Genomic DNA, 17566 nt, shown 5'->3' with positions numbered 1-17566 from the left:
TCCTGTCCCGCTTTCACGAACCCGCGAGGTCCGCATGAACAAGCAGAACGCGACGGCGCTGGACGCCGCGCTGGCATCGAAATTCGCGCAGGTCGCGCTCGGCCATCTGACGCGCGAGTATCCGAACAAGCTCGATCACGTGCTCGCAAGCGACGCCGACGCGCAAAGCCCGCGCGCGCTGCATCCGATCTTCTACGGCAGCTTCGACTGGCATTCGTGCGTGCACGGCTACTGGCTCATCGCGCGCCTGTACGACCGTTTCCCCGACCTGCCCGAGGCCGCGCGCATTCGCGCCGTCATCGACGAGCATTTCACCGAGGCCAACGTCGCCGCCGAAGTCGCTTACTTGCAGCGGCCGGCGTCGCGCGGTTTCGAGCGGCCCTACGGCTGGGCGTGGCTGCTCGCGCTCGCGGGCCAGCTTCGTTCGATGCGTTCCGCCGACGCCGAGCGCTGGGCGCGCACGCTGCAGCCGCTCGCCGATGCCTTCGCCGATCGCTTCAAGGACTTCCTGCCGAAATCGACGTATCCGCTTCGCGTCGGCACGCACTTCAACATGGCGTTCGCGCTGACGCTGTCGCTGGGTTATGCGCGCATCGTTGGCGATACGGCGTTCGCGCGCCTGCTCGAAGACACCGCCATGCGCTGGTTCGAGCACGACGCCGCGTGCCAGGCGTGGGAGCCTGCGGGCGACGAATTTCTCTCGCCGTCGCTGATGGAAGCCGTGTTGATGCGTCATGTGCTGCCGGCGGAGCGCTTCGTCGGCTGGTTCGATGCGTTCCTGCCGCGCATTGCCGATCGCGAGCCGGCTACGCTCTTCACGCCTGCCACCGTCACGGATCGCAGCGACGGCAAGCTCGCACATCTCGACGGCCTCAATCTGAGCCGCGCGTGGTGCCAGCGGACGATCGCGCGGGCGCTGCCGGCGGGCGATGCGCGCATCGGCGTGCTCGAAGCGGCGGCCGAGGCGCATCTGGCGTCGGGCATCGCGCACGTCGCGGGCGACTACATGGGCGAGCACTGGCTCGCGACGTTCGCGTTGCTCGCGGTCGAAGCGTGATCGATCAAATACAGCGCGATGGATCAGCGCGGCTGGAACGCGATCACGCACATGCCGATCAGCGCGATTGCCGCGCCGCTCACATCCCACGCGGTCGGCCGGATGCGGTCGACCGCCCATAGCCACGCAATCGCCACGCCGATGTACACGCCGCCGTACGCGGCGTAGATGCGGCCAGCGGCGGTATCGTGCAGCGTCAGCAGCCACGCGAAGAGCGCGAGCGACAGCGCGCCCGGCACCACGAGCCACGCCGATCCGCCCGCCTTCAGCCATCGATACGGAAAATAGCAGCCGGCGATTTCGGCGACCGCGGTCACGACGTAGAGCAGGAAGGTTTTCATGGCGTGCATTATCGGTTGCCAGGGAAGTTCGGTGGCGGGTTGCGCCGCCGGCCGGTGCTGACGACAATGTCGCCTTTGCCTGCCGACGCGCTTCCTTGACCGATTCCCCGGACCTTCCCTACCGCGACGCGTTGCCTGTGCGCTGGCATCGCCGGGTGCTGACGCTCGCGTTCCCTATCGTCCTCGCGAATCTCACGCAGCCGATTCTCGGCGCAGTCGATACCGCCGTCGCCGGTCATCTCGACGGTCCGCAATATCTGGGCGGCGTCGCGCTCGGCGGGCTCGTGTTCAGCTTCGTGTTCTGGGGCTTCGGCTTCTTGCGCATGGGCACGACAGGCCTCGTCGCGCAGGCGTTCGGCGCACGCGATGCCGCCGCCGTGCGCGCGAGCGTGCTGCGCGCGCTGATGCTCGCACTCGCGATCGGCGCGGCGGTGCTCGTGTTGCAGGCGCCGATCATTCGTTACGCGCTGCAAGCGCTCGGCGGCAGCGGCGCGGTGCACGACACGGCGAGCGCGTATTGCCACGCGCGTATTTGGGCCGCACCGTTCGCGCTCGGCAATTACGCGGTGCTCGGCTATCTGCTCGGCTGCCAGCGCGTGCGGCTCGCGCTGCTCACGCAGGTGTTCATCAACGCTGTGAATATCGTCGCGGTGCTGCTGTTCGTGTATCGCTTCGGCTGGGGTATCGCGGGCATCGGCGCGGCGACCGCTTTCGCCGATTTCTGCGGCTTCGCGCTGGGCGCGGCGATTCTCTGGCGACTGCGCGAACGCGGCCTGCCGCCGATTGCGCTCGCCGCGCTCTTCGATCTGCGCGCGATTCGCCGTCTCGTCGCGATCAATCGCGATATTTTCATCCGCACGCTGTGTCTGCTCGGTTCGTACGGCTGGTTCGCGCATATGGGCGCGCGTCAGGGCGATGCGGTGCTCGCCGCCAATGCGCTGCTGCTCAACTTCCAGACGTTCATGGCCTTCGGACTCGATGGCTTCGCGCACGCCGCCGAAGCGCTCGTCGGTGCGGCGATAGGCGCGCGCGACCGACATGCGTTCCGCCAGGCCGTCAAGGTGACGATGCTGTGGTCGGTCATCGGCGCGGCGGGGTTTTCCGCCGTGTACTGGATGAGCGGCGAATGGATCATCGGGCGGCTGACGGATCAGGCTGCCGTGCGGGCGGCGGCGGTGCGGTATCTGCCGTGGGCTGCGGTGCTGCCGCTTGTGTCCGTCGCGGGATTTCTGTTCGATGGCGTGTTCATCGGCGCGACGCGCACGCGGGAATTGATGATGGCGATGGCGGTATCGCTTGCGGTTTTCATGGGCGCGGCTTGGACGCTCGTGGGTCCGCTCGGGAATCACGGGCTTTGGGCTGCGATGACCGCGTTCATGGTGGCGCGGGGGGTGACGTTGTTCTTGCAACTGCCGTCGGTCGAGCGCGGGATGTGTGAGAGTCGCACGGCAGCGCGCTAGTTATTGCACGGCTGTGACAGGCTCGTGTCGGCCCCGAGCACCGGCATGCATCTAGCGAAACTGCCGTTTCGTCACATGATAAAGACGCTTACTTCAGACAACCAATCGGTGCTTGTCTAGTAAGGGTGATGATGGTCTGCATTTGAAGTTGACGCATTCGACATTTCTCGCCAAAAGCGGCAGACTTTGCGCTAGAGTTTTCCCGATGCTGCAACGGCGCAGTACAAGTCAGAGCGCGTCGGTAAATTGCGCGTAAGCATCGAGTTAGATGGGCATGCCGGCGAGCCTTACGGCCTTCGCTAGATGCAGATTATTCGACCTGCTGGCATCGTGCTGACGTAGCGCCGAATGGGTAATGTGTTCAATCCGTCGTGTTCCATCTGTCCATGCCCCGGCGAAACGGGACAGACTCGTCAGGCAGATCTGCTGTGCTTACCAACTCACACGGGAGTAGGTTCTTATGCAGGCCGTCGATCGAACCTTGTTGAGCACCATACGAGTTCTGTCCTTCATCAAGCACATGGCGATCATCGACAGGCGAAAGCTCTATCAGGTCTGGGAGCAGTCTCATTTGGCCAGACTCCTCGCCTATCTGGAAGTCGATTGCGTGTTCGACATCGGGGCAAACCAAGGCCAATATGCCGGGATGCTACGGCGCAATGCCGGCTACGAAGGTTTCATTTTTTCATTCGAACCGAATCCACACGATGCTCGCATCGCTCGCGCGCAGTCCGAAGGCGACAACAAGTGGATGGTGATCGAGACGGCGATTGCCGAAGCGGATGGGACGGCGGAGTTAAACATAATGCACTCGAGCGAATTCAGTTCGCTCAGTACACCGAAGCATGACGACAGCGAACTGTTTCGCGAGATGAACGCCATCGTCGGGACAGTAACGGTGAAAACACAGCGTCTGGAAACTGCTTTGCGCGAATTGCAGGCCGAACACGGATTCAAGCGGCCATTCCTGAAGATGGATACGCAAGGATTCGACGTGAAGATCGTCAAAGCCTCGGGCGATATCATGCGCAATTTCGTCGGGCTGCAAAGCGAGCTGGCGATTGCGAAACTCTACGCGGACTCGGTCGACTTCCGCGACGCGCTTACAGAATACGAACGGTGCGGATTTTTGCTTAGTGCGTTCGTGCCGAACAATGCCGGACATTTTCCACGTCTGCTGGAAACGGATTGCGTGATGATCCGCTCCGATCTGGCGGGAGTTGTGAGTGACAAACGGCGCACGAAAGTGGATGCCTGGTTGACATCGGTGCGGCAGCTCGTCGCCCGATAGCGAACAATCGCGCCCACGCCGTCGCGAGGTGGTCCGAGCCTGTCGCAGCCGATGGACCCGCAGGGAAGGACTATTCGTGCCTGCATAGTCGCGAGATAACGCAAATTGCACCGCGATACCGCTCGATCCGCTTGTCTTCTACCCCGCGCCGAGGCCGAACGAACAAGTGAATCTATCGAATTACGTGAAGCCCAAGCGAGACGGGACTTGAGCACTGCGGCTAAGGCGCGGTCATGGTGGGCTTCTGGGCCATCGTATGTAGAGCATGTGGGAGCCGACGTTCGAACGTACGGTGGAACGCGAAAGCGAACGGCCGTAGTGGGCCGCCTCCCGTCATTCGGCAGTCGATCTCAACACCCCTCACCGCTCCCCCAACCCCTCCAACAACGCCTTATGAAACGCCGCCGGGTCCTGCATCTGCGGCGCGTGCCCCAGCTCGGGAAACTCAACAAGCCTCGCCCCTTCGATCCGCTCCTTCGCCAGCTTCGCCAATTCGGGGTATCGGCCGAGCGTCGCGCGAATCTCCGGCGGCGCCAGATCCTTACCGATAGCCGTCGTGTCCTTATCGCCGATCATCAGCAACGTCGGCGTCTTCAACTGCTCGAACTCATACACGACCGGCTGCGTGTAAATCATGTCGTACAGCAACGCCGAATTCCACGCGACAACATCCTTCCCCGGCCCGCGATACATCCCCGCGAGCATCTGCACCCACGGCTCGTAATCGTCGCGCCAGTGGCCCGCGTAGTACGTGTTCATCTCGTACTTCCGAATGCCGTCGGCGCTCGTCTTCAGCTCGCGCGCGTACCAGTCGTCGATTGAAATCGACGGCACGCCCTTCGCCTTCCAGTCCTCCAGCCCGATCGGATTGACGAGCACGAGCTGCTCCGTCTCGCTCGGATACATCAGCGCGTACCGCACCGCGATCATGCCGCCCGTCGAATGCGCGATGAGCGTCGGCCGGCTCACGCCCAGCGCCGCGAGCAGCGCGTGCGTGTTGCGCGCGAGTTGCTGGAAGCTGTACTGATACCGCTCGGGCTTCGTCGACTTGCAAAAGCCGATCTGATCCGGCGCGATCACTCTATACCCCGCATCGCGCAACGTATCGATGGTGTCTTTCCACGTCGCCGCGCAAAAGTTCTTGCCGTGCAGCAACACGGCGGTCCGCCCGTTCGGATGCGCCGGATGCACATCCATGTAAGCCATCCGCACGACCTGCCGCTGCGACGTGAACGCGAAGCGCGCCACCGGATACGGATAGTCGAAGCCCTGCAGCTCGGGGCCATACGCGGGACCGTCGTTGCTCGCGGGCGGCTGAGCGGCATCGGCGGCGAAGGCATGCGGCGCAAGCGTCAGCGCGATGCACGAAGCAAACGAAAGCAACATCGATCGAAGGAAACCGGGCGTCATAGGCGTTCTTCTTTTTCAGGATGATGGAGGCCCGAGCGATTCTAGCTCGCTGCCACCAATTGCGTTTCGATGGCGTTTCGATGCCGGCACGCAGCCTTTATACTGTGCCGCCTCGCGGACGGCGCTTTCAGGGCGTCGCATCGGCGGGTATCAGGCATCGCAATCAGTTCGGACTTTCAAGCATGCAAGCAAGCATCAAGGCACTCGTCGCCGCGCTACTCGGCGCCGTGTGCATCAGCGCAGTCGCAAGCGACTGCCCGCAGTTCAGCCCGGCCGGCCTCGCGCCGGTCGTCGCCAATCCGAAGATGCGCGCGTCGGCGCAGCAAATCTGCTATTCGGATTTCACGCTGCTGCATTCGGGCATCACGCACGGGCCGCTGTGGTCGGCGGAACATCTGACGGCCAAAAGCGTCGACGACGCCAAGGACAACACGCGCACCAACCGCTTTTTCGTGGAGAAGCGGCTGCCGCCCGGCGACAGCGCCCGGCTCGACGACTACAAGCGCAGCGGCTACGACCGCGGCCACATGAGCCCCGCCGGCGACCGCGCGACGAAGAAAGGCATGGCCGAATCGTTCTCGCTGGCGAACATCGTGCCGCAGGATCCGTCGAACAACCGCAGCATCTGGTCGCGCATCGAGGAAGCCGTGCGCCGGCTCACCGAGGAATCGGGCGAAGCGTATGTCGTCACCGGACCGCTGTTTTCAGGCCGGCAATTGCAGACCATCGGCGAATCGCGGGTGCTCGTGCCCACGCAGTTGTACAAGGTCGTGTATTTGCCGCAGCGGCAGATTGCGTTCGCGGTGGTCGTCGAGAACACGCCGACCAAAACCTATACGATGAAGACCGTGCGCGAACTCGAAGCCATGAGCGGCCTCGCGTTTCCCGGCATTCCCGACGCACTGAAAGACAAACGAATTGGAGGACTGAGCGGTGTTTAAGCCATTTGCCAACGATACCGACGCGATGAACATCGCGGGCGACGCCATCAACATCGTCAACGGCAAGACGCGCGTGACGGTCAGCGGCGACCTGACCATCGCGCGGGACCAGGCGGGACTGGCCGCCGCGCAGGCGCTCCACGACGCGCTGGGCGCGATCGTCGAGGCGCTGAAGAAGGAATCGAACCTACCCGCGAAGCTGCCGGACGAGCCGCCCGCGCCCACCGGCACCGCCGACAATCCGTTCATCTGACGTGATCGAATGCCACGTGCGCCCGAGTCCGCTCGGGCCGATTCTCTATCGCGCGGAAAACGACTGCCTGACCGGGCTTTTCTTCGTCGGGCAGAAGCATTTTCCGCCGGGCGTCACGATGCCCGCCGACGATCGCCCCGCGCCGCGCGTGATCGATCAGGCGCGCGAGGAGATCGGCGAGTACTTCGCGGGCGAGCGACGGGCGTTCTCCGTGCCCACGCGGTTGCACGGCACGGCGTTCCAGCAGCAGGTGTGGGAGTTGTTGCGCCAGATTCCTTTCGGCGATGCCTGGACCTACGGCGATCTCGCGCGCCGGCTGGGTTTGCCGCCGGGCGCATCGCGGGCCGTGGGCGGCGCGAACGGGCGCAATCCGGTGGCGATCATCGTGCCGTGTCATCGCGTGATCGGCGGCGACGGCGAACTGACGGGCTATGCGGGCGGCGTCGATCGCAAGCGCTGGCTGCTCACGCTCGAAGGTGGTCCGGGCCGCGAGCAATTGCTGCTGTTCTGACTATCCCAATTGCATAAAAAAGCTCGCGGCCATGCGGTCCGCGAGCTTTTTTCCTGGCGCCTTGCGATGCGGCTTATTGCTTCAGCACGATTTCCACGCGACGGTTCTCGGCGCGGCCATCGCTCGTCGCGTTCGATGCAACCGGGCGTGCCTTGCCGTAGCCCTTCATCGCGAACGCCTGCGCCTGCATACCGTGGCTCTTCAAATAGCCGAGCACGGCTTGCGCGCGGTGCTCCGACAACGCGACGTTATATTGCGCGGGACCGACGGCGTCGGTGAAGCCTTCGACCGTGACCGAAGCGAACGTCACGTCGCGGACTTCGGCGATGAGCCTGTCGAGAATGGTCCGGGCATTCGGCGTCAGTTGAGCGCTATCGAAGGCGAAGTTGGTCTTTTCATCGAGCGTGACCTTGCGGGTGGACGCCGGGGCCGGCGCGACGGGCGCCACCACAGGCGCCGGCGCTGGCTGAGCGGCCGGTGCAGGTACGGGCGCAGGTTGCGCGGGCGCGCCGCACATGAAAACGACTTCGCGTGCATCGCCCGGTGCGCGCGTGCCCGCGACGTTTTGCAGCACGGTGTACGGCTGATTGCCGCACGCGCTTTGCACGGCCTTCATGCAGGCGCTGCCGCTTTCGAAAAGGCCGTAGCATTCGGCGCGAAACGCCTGCTGCCCGCTCGACGTTTTGATCGGCTGAATATTGAACGTTGGCCCGGAATTGGACGCGCAGCCCGAAAGCACGGCAGAAACAGCAAAGACAGCGGCGACGGTTTTCTTGAACATCTCGATTGTGATCAGGGAAGCGCAACGCGTCCGCGACGACACGTTTTTATTGAGAGCGATGCTTGCCTTGCCCGCCTGGTACGGCAACGCGGGCGTTCATGAGCGGGGCGATTCTACAAGCGCGATCGCGCTCGTCGCAGAAGATAAATCCCAATTTATCGAACTAATCCGATGCTCGATTAATGAGATTAGCTAGCGCGTTTTTCGGCGCTTCGAATCGGCTTGAGAGAATTGCGACGACGGGTTCGCATCGAGCGATTCACGCGGCGCGATCATGCGCGAATCCGCTGGCGGTTCGGACAAGCGCGAGAAAATTCCCCTGTCCGCCTGAAATCTGAATGGCGTGCTCGAAAGAATATGCGGATCGATCAACGGTTCGGCGGCCCGCGCCAGAACGGGCGACAACAACAGGGAAACGAAAAAAGCGGCGGCGGCCGGAATCGAATACGAACGGTGCATGGCGTGAAAGGCAAAGACGGGCGCAGCGCGCCGGAAGGACGGCCGGAAGGCTCGCGGCGTCCACGAAAAACGATGCCCGCCATTTCACCAGCCCGCACGCTCGCGAACCATGAGAAGCATCTCAAATCGATCTGTCCACGACGAAACGCCGCATGCCGCCCGAGCGGGCGCGAATAATGCAGCATCGATGCGCGAGATTGCGCCTGCGATTCCGAGATTCGCAGCGCGACGACGCGTCCGGTTCGTGCGCAACCGACGCCGAAGCCTTGCAAAACGGCATCGCGGCGAGCGAATTTATGCATCGAACGGCGACAGTCTGCCTTTCGTCAGCCATAATTCGCCATCTCGAAAAAAGCGGTCCGCCGGGTAAAAACGAAAATTTCATGAACCAAGACGACAATCTCCCGCCCGATCCATCGCCGCAACCGGTCGCCAGCGACGGCAACGTCACGACGGGCGTGCCGGGCCTCGACGATATCCTCGGCGGCGGTCTGGTCGAAGGCGGTCTCTATCTGATCGAAGGCATGGCGGGCGCCGGCAAGACGATTCTCTCGTCGCAAGTCGGCTTTCATCGCGTCGCGAAGGGCGACAAGGTGCTGTACGTCACGCTGATCGCGGAATCGCACACTAAGCTGCTGTCGCATCTGCGCGCGCTGTCGTTCTACAACGCCGACGCCATCTCGGACCGCATGCTGTTCGTGAGCGGCTATCACGAGTTGATGCGCGACGGCCTCTCGGGCTTTCTCGCGCTCATCGCCTCGACGATCAAAACGAGCCGCCCGCGCTTCATGGTCATCGACGGTTTTCGCAGCGCACGCGAATTCAGCTCGACCGAACTCGAACTCTCGCAGTTCATCCACGAGTTGTCGGCGTTCGTGTCCGCCGCGCGCTGCACCACGCTGATCCTCGCGCCGCTGTCGGGCAACGAGCCGCATCCGGAGCACACGCTGGTGGACGGGCTCATCGAGCTGAACCGGTTCAACACCGGCATGCGCCGCGCGCGCGAAATCGAAGTCCACAAGCTGCGCGCCCGCGATCATCTGCTCGGCAAGCATTTCTTCAATATCACCGAGAACGGGCTCGTCACGTTTCCGCGTCTGGAAGCATCGCGCGGACAGTCGGGCAACCCGTCCCATTTCGATGGCAGGCTCGACTTCGGCTTCCCGAGCTTCGACCGCATGCTCGGCGGCGGCGTGATGCGCGGCTCGACCACGACGATCATCGGGCCGTCGGGCGTCGGCAAGACGCTGCTGGCATTGAAGTTCCTGCAGGCGGGCGTCGATCGCGGCGAGCGCTGCGTGTACTTCGGGCTTTACGAATCGCCCGAGCGGCTCGTCGCGAAGGCGCAGTCGGTGGGCATCGATCTGACCGCGGCCATGAACGACGGACGCCTCGCGATCCAGTGGCATTCGGCGGTGGAACTCGCCATCGACGAACTCGCCTCGGAGCTGATGGCCGTCGTCGCGCGCACGAACGCGACGCGGCTCGTGGTGGACGGCATCGACGGCTTTCTGCAGTCGGCGAACCGCACCGAGCGCTTCGGCCTCTTCATCAACGCGCTCACGCAGCGGCTGCGCAATGCCGGCGTGACCGCCTTGCTGACCGAGGAACTGCCGCTCTACAACGAATTCGCCGCGCCCGCGACGCTGCGCGCCTCCGCGATGACCGAGAACATCGTGCTGATGCGTTACGTCGAACTGAATTCGGCGCTTCATCGCATGGTGGCGGTCGTCAAGCAGCGCGAAGGCGCGCACGATTCGGCGATCCGCCGGCTCACGATCGATTCGCGCGGACTGCACTTGAGCGAGGGATTCATCGGACCGACGGGCATCCTGTCCGGGCATCCGTCGCTTTCGCCCGCGCTTTCCGTGTCGGATCCCGGCGCGCGCGCATGAAAAAGATCCTCGTCGTCGACGACGAATTCGACATCCTGACCACCTGGCGGCTCGTGCTCGAAATGGAGGGCTACGAGGTGACGACCGCGTCCAACGGACGCGTCGCGCTCGAAGCCGCGACCATGAACGCGCCCGATCTCGTCATCACCGACTGGATGATGCCGCACAAGGACGGCGTCGAATTGATCCGCGACCTGGCGGCGAGCGAGTCGCTCCGCAAGGTGCCCGTGATCCTGATGAGCGCGGCGGCGAATGCGCCGGAGCTGAATCATCCGGCCGCGCGGTTTCGCCGCAAGCCGTTTTCCATTGACGATCTGATCGCGCTCGTGAACCATTTGATCGGTCCGGCCTGAAATCGCCGAACGCGTGCGATGAAGCGCCGGGCACGAAGCGTGCTCAATCGTCCGCTCCGGCACTGCCGGTTGAATCGAAGCAGCATCGACGCAGTTTCGAGGCAATTCCAACGCAAACCGCTTCAACCAGAATGGGAGGCACCATGGTGCAAGATCAAGTGGAAGGCACGGCACAGAACGTGGTCGGCAAGGTGCAGGATGCGGTCGGCGCGCTGACGGGCGATGCGGGCGCGCAGGTCGAGGGCAAGGCCCGACAGGCGTTCGGCTCGCTGCAGGAGAGCTACGGGCAGACGCTCGACAACGTGCGCTCCGCCGTGTCGAATCAGCCGATCAACGGCGTGCTGATCGCGGCGGCTGTCGGCTTCGTGCTCGGCGCGTTGTGGAATCGCGATCGCTGAGCATGCCATGCGCCGGCTATCGGCGCATGAAGGTGCGCAGCGTGCAAAAAAACAAAGCCGACGCAACGCGCGTCGGCTTTGTCGTATCTGGGTCGCGCTACACGGCCAGCACGTTAGACAGCATGCCGATTCCCGCAATCGATACATCCACGCGCGCCCCATCCTTGATCGATCCGACGCCGACCGACGTGCCGCACGCAATGACATCGCCGGGAACGAGCGTCATGTCGTGCGAGATCAGGCTCACCTGCTCGGCGGGCGAGAAGATCATGTCGTCGAGCGGATAGTTCTGCCGTTCGACGCCATCGACCGTGGTCGTGAGATTCGCGCTGCGCCAGTCGAAGCCGCTCACGATAGCCGGCCCCAGGCACGTGAACGTGTCGAAGCCCTTCGAGCGGCACCACTGCGCGAAGTTGGGATCTTCCTGCAGCAGTTCGATCGCGGTGACGTCGTTCACGCAGGTGTAGCCGAAGATCGCGTCCTCGGCCTCTTCCACCGACGCCCCCGACACCGTCTTGCCGATCACGATCCCCAGTTCGCCCTCATACGCGATCTTGCCGTGATAGCTGCGCGGACGCCTGATCGACTCGCTCGGCCCGATCACCGACATCGGCGGCTTGATGAGAAAGAGCGGATGCTGCGGCGGCGCCTTGTCGAGCTTCTGCGACAGCGCGTAATAGTTGTTCCACAACGCGACGATCTTGCTCGGCTCGCACGGCGCGAGCAGCGTGAGGTCGTCGGCGGCGAAGGAGATGTCGGTCGGGCGCGGACGATCGAAGAGCGCGCCGTCGTGCTGCACGACGCGCCCCGAGTGCGGATCGAGCGTGCCGAAGCCGATGCGGCCGTCGCCATCGCGAAAGCGTATCCAGGTGGTCACTTATACGGTCCTCATTGGATGAGGCAGCGCGGGCCGCGCTCCCTCGTTTCACATCAGATCAAACCCGCGGCACGCGCCCACTTATATTTCGCACCGAGCACCGCAACTGGCAATTCGGTCGAATACGCATAGGCCGGCACGCCGTGCTCATGCAGATATTCGGCGGCTTTCCGCCTGCACGTCGCCCGCGAGCGACGCCACGATCGGCTTCTCGATGCCGCGCGCCTTCATTTCCTCCTTCACTTCGATGACGAGCTTCGCGAAGACCATCGGCGGCGTTCTCGCCCTTCGGCGTCGGCAGCTTCGGAATGCCGCGCTCGACGGTGCTGTTCATTCGTTATGTCTCCGTGTGCAGGCGCGTGCCGGTCCGCGCCGCCCCTTTTGCGGGGGCGGCGGCGTCAACATCGAGTGAGGCGGGTCAGATCGCGCCGAGGCTTCTCAGCGTCGCGACCTGGTCGGGCGAGTAGCCGAGCTCGGCCATGACTTCTTCGGTGTGCTCGCCGAGCAGCGGGGAGCGCACCACGTCGGTCGGGCTATCGGACAGCTTGATCGGATTGCCGACCGTCAGGTACTTGCCGCGCACCGGATGATCGACTTCCACGACCGTGCCCGTCTTTCTGAGCGACGGCTCTTCCGCGATCTCCTTCATCGACAGAATCGGACCGCACGGAATGTCGTGCTTGTTGAGGATTTCCATCGCCTGGAACTTGGTCTTCGTCATGGTCCAGCGTTCGATCTCGGCGAAGATGTCCTTCAGATGCGGCAGCCGCGCGTAGGGCGTCTTGAAATCCGGATGATCGATCCATTCCTCCTTGCCGATCACCTTGCAGATTTCGCCCCACACCGGCGCCTGCGTGATGAAATAAATGTACGCGTTCGGATCGGTTTCCCAGCCCTTGCACTTCAGGATCCAGCCCGGCTGACCGCCGCCCGATGCGTTGCCCGCGCGCGGCACCGCTTCGCCGAACGTGCCGTTCGGGTATTGCGGATACTCCTTCATCACGCCGGTGCGTTCGAGCCGCTGCTGGTCGCGCAGCTTCACGCGGCAGAGGTTGAGCACGCCGTCCTGCATCGCCGCGAGCACCTTCTGGCCGCGTCCCGTGCGGTTGCGCTGATAAAGCGCCGTCACGATGCCGAGCGCGAGATGCAGCCCCGTGCCCGAATCGCCGATCTGCGCGCCGGTGACGACGGGCGGGCCGTCGTCGAAACCGGTGGTCGATGCCGCGCCGCCCGCGCACTGCGCGACGTTCTCGTAGACCTTGCAGTCTTCGTACGGGCCCGGGCCGAAGCCCTTCACGGACGCGACGATCATCGCCGGATTCAGCTCCTGGATGCGCTCCCACGTGAAGCCCATGCGATCCAGCGCGCCCGGCGCGAAGTTCTCGACGAGCACGTCGCACTTCTTGACGAGCGCTTCGAGCACTTTCTTGCCCTCGGGATTCTTCGTATCGATCGTGATCGACCGCTTGTTGTGGTTCAGCATCGTGAAGTAGAGGCTGTCGGCGTCGGGAATATCGCGCAGTTGCTCCCGCGTGATATCGCCCGCGCCGGCGCGCTCCACCTTGATGACGTCCGCGCCGAACCAGGCCAGCAATTGCGTGCAGGTCGGGCCCGATTGAACGTGCGTGAAGTCGAGAATGCGCACTCCGTCGAGTGCCTTGCCCGAGGTGTTGCTCATGGCTGTCTCCTTAAATCTGTCCGTTCGCGTCGTGATCGCTCGTTATTTGTACATGGTTTGCGCCATCGTGCCAGGGGCATAAACCGCAGGATCGACCCAGGCATTGATGACCGCGCTCTTGCCCGTCTTCGCGATCGACTCGCGCGCCCGCTGCAACGCGCCCATCTTGTGCTGCGCGAGCGCGCCCTGACCGCCAATATGGATGATCGGGCTTTCCGAGCGGAACGTCGTGGCGACGCAGCCGAGCTTGCCGGTCTGACGCGCGTAGCCTTCGGCGGCGTGGGCGGCGACCTGCTCGTGACGAACGTCGACGATGCGGATGCCTTCATCGACGCGACCGTCATAGATGTCGACGATGTGGCCGCCCGAAACGACGCCCGCGCCGCGTGTTTTCTGTTTGAGCGTGTCTTCGGCGGTGGTGCTGGCGGCAGCGGTTTCCGGACGTCTGCTGACGACTTCCGACATTGTTGTCTCCTCCTCGATGGGGTTGCGTGCGATCTCGGCGTCGCGCCGCCGCCCGGTTTCTGTGATATACAATATTCCACACACAGTATTAGTCAAGCGTTCAGCGAGGGGCGAAAACCCTGTGATGCAGTGCGTCATTGGCCATGAGCCTTTTGACAGCTTGAATGCGGCTATTCTTGTGTTGCGTCGCAGCAATATTCTTGGCGCTGGTCGTCTTTTTTGATCGCCGTGAAATGTGATATATCACATACAACGCGAAACTGCCCCGCTCGTCCTTCTCGCGCCACAGCCATCAAAACAGGAGACGCAATGAACATCCATGAGTATCAGGCGAAGGCGCTGCTGCGAAAGTACGGCGTCGCGGTCCCGCAAGGCCGCGTCGCCTTCAATGCGCAGGAAGCCGCGGACGCCGCGACCGCGCTCGGCGGTCCGGTGTGGGTGGTGAAATCGCAGATTCACGCGGGCGGCCGGGGCGCCGGGCGCTTTTCGAACGATCCCGGCGGCAAGGGCGGCGTGCGCGTCGTCAAATCGGTCGATGACGTGCGCGCGAACGCGCAGAAGATGCTGTCGTCCGTGCTCGTGACCAAGCAGACCGGCGCGGCCGGCAAGGAAGTGAAGCGGCTCTATATCGAGGAAGGCTGCGACATCGCGCGCGAGCTGTATCTCGGCATGCTCGTCGATCGCGCCACGTCGCGCATCACGATCATGGCGTCGACCGAAGGCGGAATGGAGATCGAGGAAGTCGCGCATCGCACGCCGGAGAAGGTCCTGAAAGTGGCGATCGATCCGGCGACCGGCCTCCAGCCGTTTCATACGCGGCAAGTCGCGTTCGGGCTCGGGCTCACCGGCAAGCAGGTCGCGGCGGCGTCGAAGTTCATCGCGGCGCTGTATCAGGCGTTCGTCGATCTGGATGCGTCCGTCGTCGAAGTGAATCCGCTCGTCGTGACCGGTTCCGGCGACGTAATGGCGCTCGACGCCAAGCTCAATTTCGACGACAACGCGCTCTACCGGCATCCGGACATCGAAGCGCTGCGCGACGAGGACGAGGAAGATCCCGCCGAAATCGAAGCGGCGAAGCACGGCCTGAACTACGTGAAGCTCGACGGCAACATCGGCTGCATGGTGAACGGCGCGGGCCTCGCGATGGCGACGATGGACATCATCAAGCTCTACGGCGGCGAACCCGCGAATTTCCTCGACGTGGGCGGCGGCGCGACGCAAGAGCGCGTCGCGACCGCGTTCAAGCTGATCCTGCGCGACCCGAAAGTGCGCGGCATCCTCGTCAACATCTTCGGCGGCATCATGCGGTGCGACGTGATCGCGCAGGGCGTCGTCGCGGCGGCGCGCGAGATCGACTTGCACGTGCCGCTCGTCGTGCGTCTCGCGGGCACCAACGTCGACGCCGGCCGCGAGATTCTCCGCGACTCGGGCCTCGCCATCATCCCGGCAGAAAATCTCGCCGATGCCGCCGACAAGATCGTTTCCGCCGTTGCCGTGGGAGAGTCGAAATGAGCGTTCTCATCAATAAAGATACGAAGGTCATCTGCCAGGGCTTCACCGGCGCGCAGGGCACGTTCCATTCCGAGCAGGCGATCGCGTACGGCACGCGCATGGTCGGCGGCGTCACGCCCGGCAAGGGCGGCACGACGCATCTCGACCTGCCGGTGTTCGACACGGTGGCCGACGCGGTCGCGCGGACGGGCGCGGAGGCGTCCGTGATCTACGTGCCGCCGCCCTTCGCCGCCGATGCGATCCTCGAAGCCATCGATGCGGAAGTGCCGTTCATCGTCTGCATCACGGAAGGCATTCCGGTGCTCGACATGCTGCGCGTGAAGCGCGCGCTCGCGGGATCGAAGAGCCGGCTCGTCGGGCCGAACTGTCCGGGCGTCATCACGCCGGGCGAATGCAAGATCGGCATCATGCCGGGGCATATTCACCGGCCGGGGAAGATCGGCGTCGTGTCGCGTTCGGGCACGCTGACGTACGAGGCCGTCGCGCAGACGACCGCCGCGGGGCTCGGGCAGACGACGTGCATCGGCATCGGCGGCGATCCGGTGAACGGGACGAACTTCATCGACTGCCTCGCGCTCTTTCTCGCCGATGACGCCACCGAGGGCATCATCATGATCGGCGAGATCGGCGGATCGGCGGAAGAAGAAGCCGCGCAGTTCCTGAAGGACGCGCAGTCGAGGAAGCCGGTGGTCGGATTCATCGCGGGAACGAGCGCGCCGCCGGGACGACGCATGGGCCACGCGGGCGCGATCATCTCCGGCGGCTCGGGGACGGCGAGCGCGAAGATCGACGCGATGCGGTCGGCGGGGATTCATGTCGCGGATTCGCCCGCGACGCTGGGGGAAACGATGGTGCGGGCGCTGCGGTAGCGTTCCAGGGCACGCAAGCAAAAGGCCGCGCGGCAAACACCGCGCGGCCTTTTTCTTACTGACTCGCTAAACCGCTTCAATCCAGAAAATCGCAATTCGCCTCGACGAACGCCGCCAGATCGAGCGAATGCTGCTTGACGAGCCGCTCGACGAGTTCGGTATCGCGCTTTTCCAGCGCTTCGATGATCCGCATGTGATCGACGATCGAGCGCGACGCGCGGTCGCTCTGCGAGATCGTCATCTTTCGGATCGCGCGCACGTGCACGAAGATGTTCTTGATCGTGTCGAAGATGATCTGCGACTTCGAAAGCCGCACGATCGCCTGATGAAACGCGATGTTCGCTTCCGAATACTCGTCGATATGCTCGGCGGGCGTGGAATCGCGGAAATTGTCGAACATGTGGCGGAGATGGGCGATTTCCTCGTCCGTCGCGCGCTGCGTGGCAAGGCGCGCGGCCATGCTTTCGAGCGCCGCCCACATGTGAATCATCTCGACGATCTCGCGCTTGGTCTTGCGCAAGATATAGACGCCCCGGCGCGGCACCGTGCGCAGAAAGCCTTCCTGCTCCAGCAGCGTCATGGCCTCGCGAATGGGGGTGCGGCTTACCCCGAGCGCTTCCGTCAGTTCTTTTTCGTCCAGACGGATTTCCTCGCGCGAGCGGTAGATATCCGCCTCCGCGATAGCCTGCCGCAGTTTCGCGTACGCCTGGTCGCGCAGCGAAACCGTGGCATTGATCGGCTCCAGCGAGAGCGTGAGCCCTCGAACTTCCGGCCGTTCTACGGATTGAGTATCAGATGGCATTGATGGCTTGATTTCCCATTTGCGGCCGGTTTGCAGCGACGCGCTTGCCCGAACCGCCGTTCCGCTCGTCCGCCGCGAGACCGGCGAAACGACCGTGTTCCTGTGCGCGCTGCAGCATGTCCTGCGGCACCGCGGACGCAATCATAAAGGTAACGCCCACACCAACGGCCACCAACGCGATTCCGATTACTACCAACAAGGCGATGCTCATCT

20 protein-coding genes and 2 pseudogenes are annotated in these 17566 nt (G+C 63.7%); 13 read left to right on the top strand and 9 right to left on the bottom strand.

The window, feature by feature from the left end:
- Positions 1-34 precede the first annotated feature (34 nt).
- Positions 35-1057, top strand: coding sequence for a DUF2891 domain-containing protein (locus NCR39_RS16380; protein ID WP_250453133.1), 1023 nt, complete (start codon positions 35-37; stop codon positions 1055-1057).
- Positions 1058-1080: 23 nt separating this feature from the next.
- Here NCR39_RS16380 and NCR39_RS16375 read toward each other — a convergent pair whose 3' ends face one another.
- Positions 1081-1398, bottom strand: a complete 318-nt coding sequence (locus NCR39_RS16375) for a YnfA family protein (protein WP_250453132.1) — start codon at positions 1396-1398, stop codon at positions 1081-1083.
- A 95-nt stretch (positions 1399-1493) separates the two neighbouring features.
- Between NCR39_RS16375 and NCR39_RS16370 the strand changes: the two genes are divergently transcribed.
- Positions 1494-2858: an MATE family efflux transporter gene (locus tag NCR39_RS16370; RefSeq protein WP_250453131.1), complete on the top strand. Its 1365-nt coding sequence runs from the start codon at positions 1494-1496 to the stop codon at positions 2856-2858.
- Positions 2859-3318: 460 nt separating this feature from the next.
- A complete protein-coding gene (locus NCR39_RS16365) occupies positions 3319-4149 on the top strand; it encodes an FkbM family methyltransferase (RefSeq protein ID WP_250453130.1) in 831 nt (276 codons plus the stop codon).
- Between the two features lie 360 nt (positions 4150-4509).
- Here NCR39_RS16365 and NCR39_RS16360 read toward each other — a convergent pair whose 3' ends face one another.
- The gene (locus NCR39_RS16360; protein WP_250453129.1) at positions 4510-5559 is read right to left on the bottom strand and encodes an alpha/beta fold hydrolase; all 1050 of its coding nucleotides are present in this window, start codon (positions 5557-5559) and stop codon (positions 4510-4512) included.
- A 182-nt stretch (positions 5560-5741) separates the two neighbouring features.
- Between NCR39_RS16360 and NCR39_RS16355 the strand changes: the two genes are divergently transcribed.
- From NCR39_RS16355 to NCR39_RS16345, 3 genes are read left to right on the top strand one after another with little or no spacing between them, the layout of a single operon-like run.
- Positions 5742-6500: a DNA/RNA non-specific endonuclease gene (locus NCR39_RS16355; protein WP_250453128.1), complete on the top strand. Its 759-nt coding sequence runs from the start codon at positions 5742-5744 to the stop codon at positions 6498-6500.
- Positions 6493-6753 (top strand): hypothetical protein, encoded by a 261-nt coding sequence (locus NCR39_RS16350; protein ID WP_040053699.1) that lies wholly within the window; start codon positions 6493-6495, stop codon positions 6751-6753. Before NCR39_RS16355 ends, NCR39_RS16350 begins: the two co-directional genes overlap by 8 nt.
- A 1-nt stretch (position 6754) precedes the next feature.
- On the top strand, positions 6755-7264 hold the full coding sequence (locus tag NCR39_RS16345; protein WP_250453127.1) for a methylated-DNA--[protein]-cysteine S-methyltransferase: 510 nt from the start codon (positions 6755-6757) through the stop codon (positions 7262-7264).
- 73 nt (positions 7265-7337) lie between these two features.
- On the opposite strand, the gene NCR39_RS16340 is transcribed toward NCR39_RS16345, so the two are convergent.
- On the bottom strand, positions 7338-7880 hold the full coding sequence (locus NCR39_RS16340; RefSeq protein ID WP_250453126.1) for an OmpA family protein: 543 nt from the start codon (positions 7878-7880) through the stop codon (positions 7338-7340).
- A gap of 100 nt (positions 7881-7980) precedes the next feature.
- Between NCR39_RS16340 and NCR39_RS16335 the strand changes: the two genes are divergently transcribed.
- The 5 genes from NCR39_RS16335 (at position 7981) to NCR39_RS16315 (ending at position 11150) form a co-directional block, all read left to right on the top strand.
- Positions 7981-8241 carry a hypothetical protein gene (locus NCR39_RS16335; RefSeq protein ID WP_250453125.1) on the top strand — a complete coding sequence of 87 codons (261 nt, stop codon included), beginning with the start codon at positions 7981-7983 and terminating at the stop codon, positions 8239-8241.
- Between the two features lie 161 nt (positions 8242-8402).
- Positions 8403-8681 (top strand): hypothetical protein, encoded by a 279-nt coding sequence (locus tag NCR39_RS16330; RefSeq protein WP_250453124.1) that lies wholly within the window; start codon positions 8403-8405, stop codon positions 8679-8681.
- A gap of 206 nt (positions 8682-8887) precedes the next feature.
- A complete protein-coding gene (locus tag NCR39_RS16325; protein ID WP_250453123.1) occupies positions 8888-10399 on the top strand; it encodes an ATPase domain-containing protein in 1512 nt (503 codons plus the stop codon).
- Complete coding sequence (locus tag NCR39_RS16320) at positions 10396-10752, top strand: response regulator transcription factor (protein ID WP_250453122.1); 357 nt, start codon at positions 10396-10398, stop codon at positions 10750-10752. Before NCR39_RS16325 ends, NCR39_RS16320 begins: the two co-directional genes overlap by 4 nt.
- Before the next feature lie 143 nt (positions 10753-10895).
- On the top strand, positions 10896-11150 hold the full coding sequence (locus NCR39_RS16315) for a CsbD family protein (RefSeq protein ID WP_040053695.1): 255 nt from the start codon (positions 10896-10898) through the stop codon (positions 11148-11150).
- Positions 11151-11247: 97 nt separating this feature from the next.
- On the opposite strand, the gene NCR39_RS16310 is transcribed toward NCR39_RS16315, so the two are convergent.
- From NCR39_RS16310 to NCR39_RS16295, 4 genes and pseudogenes are all read right to left on the bottom strand, one after another.
- Positions 11248-12027 (bottom strand): fumarylacetoacetate hydrolase family protein, encoded by a 780-nt coding sequence (locus NCR39_RS16310; RefSeq protein WP_250453121.1) that lies wholly within the window; start codon positions 12025-12027, stop codon positions 11248-11250.
- 53 nt (positions 12028-12080) lie between these two features.
- Positions 12081-12306, bottom strand: a pseudogene (locus NCR39_RS16305) (acetate--CoA ligase family protein); the annotation flags it as partial.
- Positions 12307-12445: 139 nt separating this feature from the next.
- The gene (frc, locus tag NCR39_RS16300; RefSeq protein WP_250453120.1) at positions 12446-13705 is read right to left on the bottom strand and encodes a formyl-CoA transferase; all 1260 of its coding nucleotides are present in this window, start codon (positions 13703-13705) and stop codon (positions 12446-12448) included.
- A gap of 150 nt (positions 13706-13855) precedes the next feature.
- Positions 13856-14170: pseudogene (locus tag NCR39_RS16295) on the bottom strand (thiamine pyrophosphate-binding protein); the annotation flags it as partial.
- 309 nt (positions 14171-14479) lie between these two features.
- Here NCR39_RS16295 and sucC point away from each other — a divergent pair.
- Both sucC and sucD read left to right on the top strand, forming a co-directional pair.
- On the top strand, positions 14480-15682 hold the full coding sequence (sucC, locus tag NCR39_RS16290; protein ID WP_250453119.1) for an ADP-forming succinate--CoA ligase subunit beta: 1203 nt from the start codon (positions 14480-14482) through the stop codon (positions 15680-15682).
- On the top strand, positions 15679-16551 hold the full coding sequence (gene sucD / locus NCR39_RS16285; RefSeq protein WP_250453118.1) for a succinate--CoA ligase subunit alpha: 873 nt from the start codon (positions 15679-15681) through the stop codon (positions 16549-16551). Before sucC ends, sucD begins: the two co-directional genes overlap by 4 nt.
- 76 nt (positions 16552-16627) lie before the next feature.
- Here the strand turns inward: sucD and NCR39_RS16280 are convergent, their stop codons facing one another.
- Positions 16628-17353, bottom strand: a complete 726-nt coding sequence (locus NCR39_RS16280; protein WP_040053689.1) for a GntR family transcriptional regulator — start codon at positions 17351-17353, stop codon at positions 16628-16630.
- The gene (locus tag NCR39_RS16275; RefSeq protein WP_250453117.1) at positions 17343-17564 is read right to left on the bottom strand and encodes a hypothetical protein; all 222 of its coding nucleotides are present in this window, start codon (positions 17562-17564) and stop codon (positions 17343-17345) included. The genes NCR39_RS16280 and NCR39_RS16275 overlap by 11 nt, the downstream gene beginning before the upstream one ends.
- Positions 17565-17566: the final 2 nt, after the last annotated feature.

The sequence above is a fragment of the Caballeronia sp. ATUFL_M2_KS44 genome (genome assembly GCF_023630965.1).
GTDB classification, from domain to species: domain Bacteria; phylum Pseudomonadota; class Gammaproteobacteria; order Burkholderiales; family Burkholderiaceae; genus Caballeronia; species Caballeronia concitans.
This window is presented reverse-complemented; position numbering and strand designations above follow the sequence as displayed.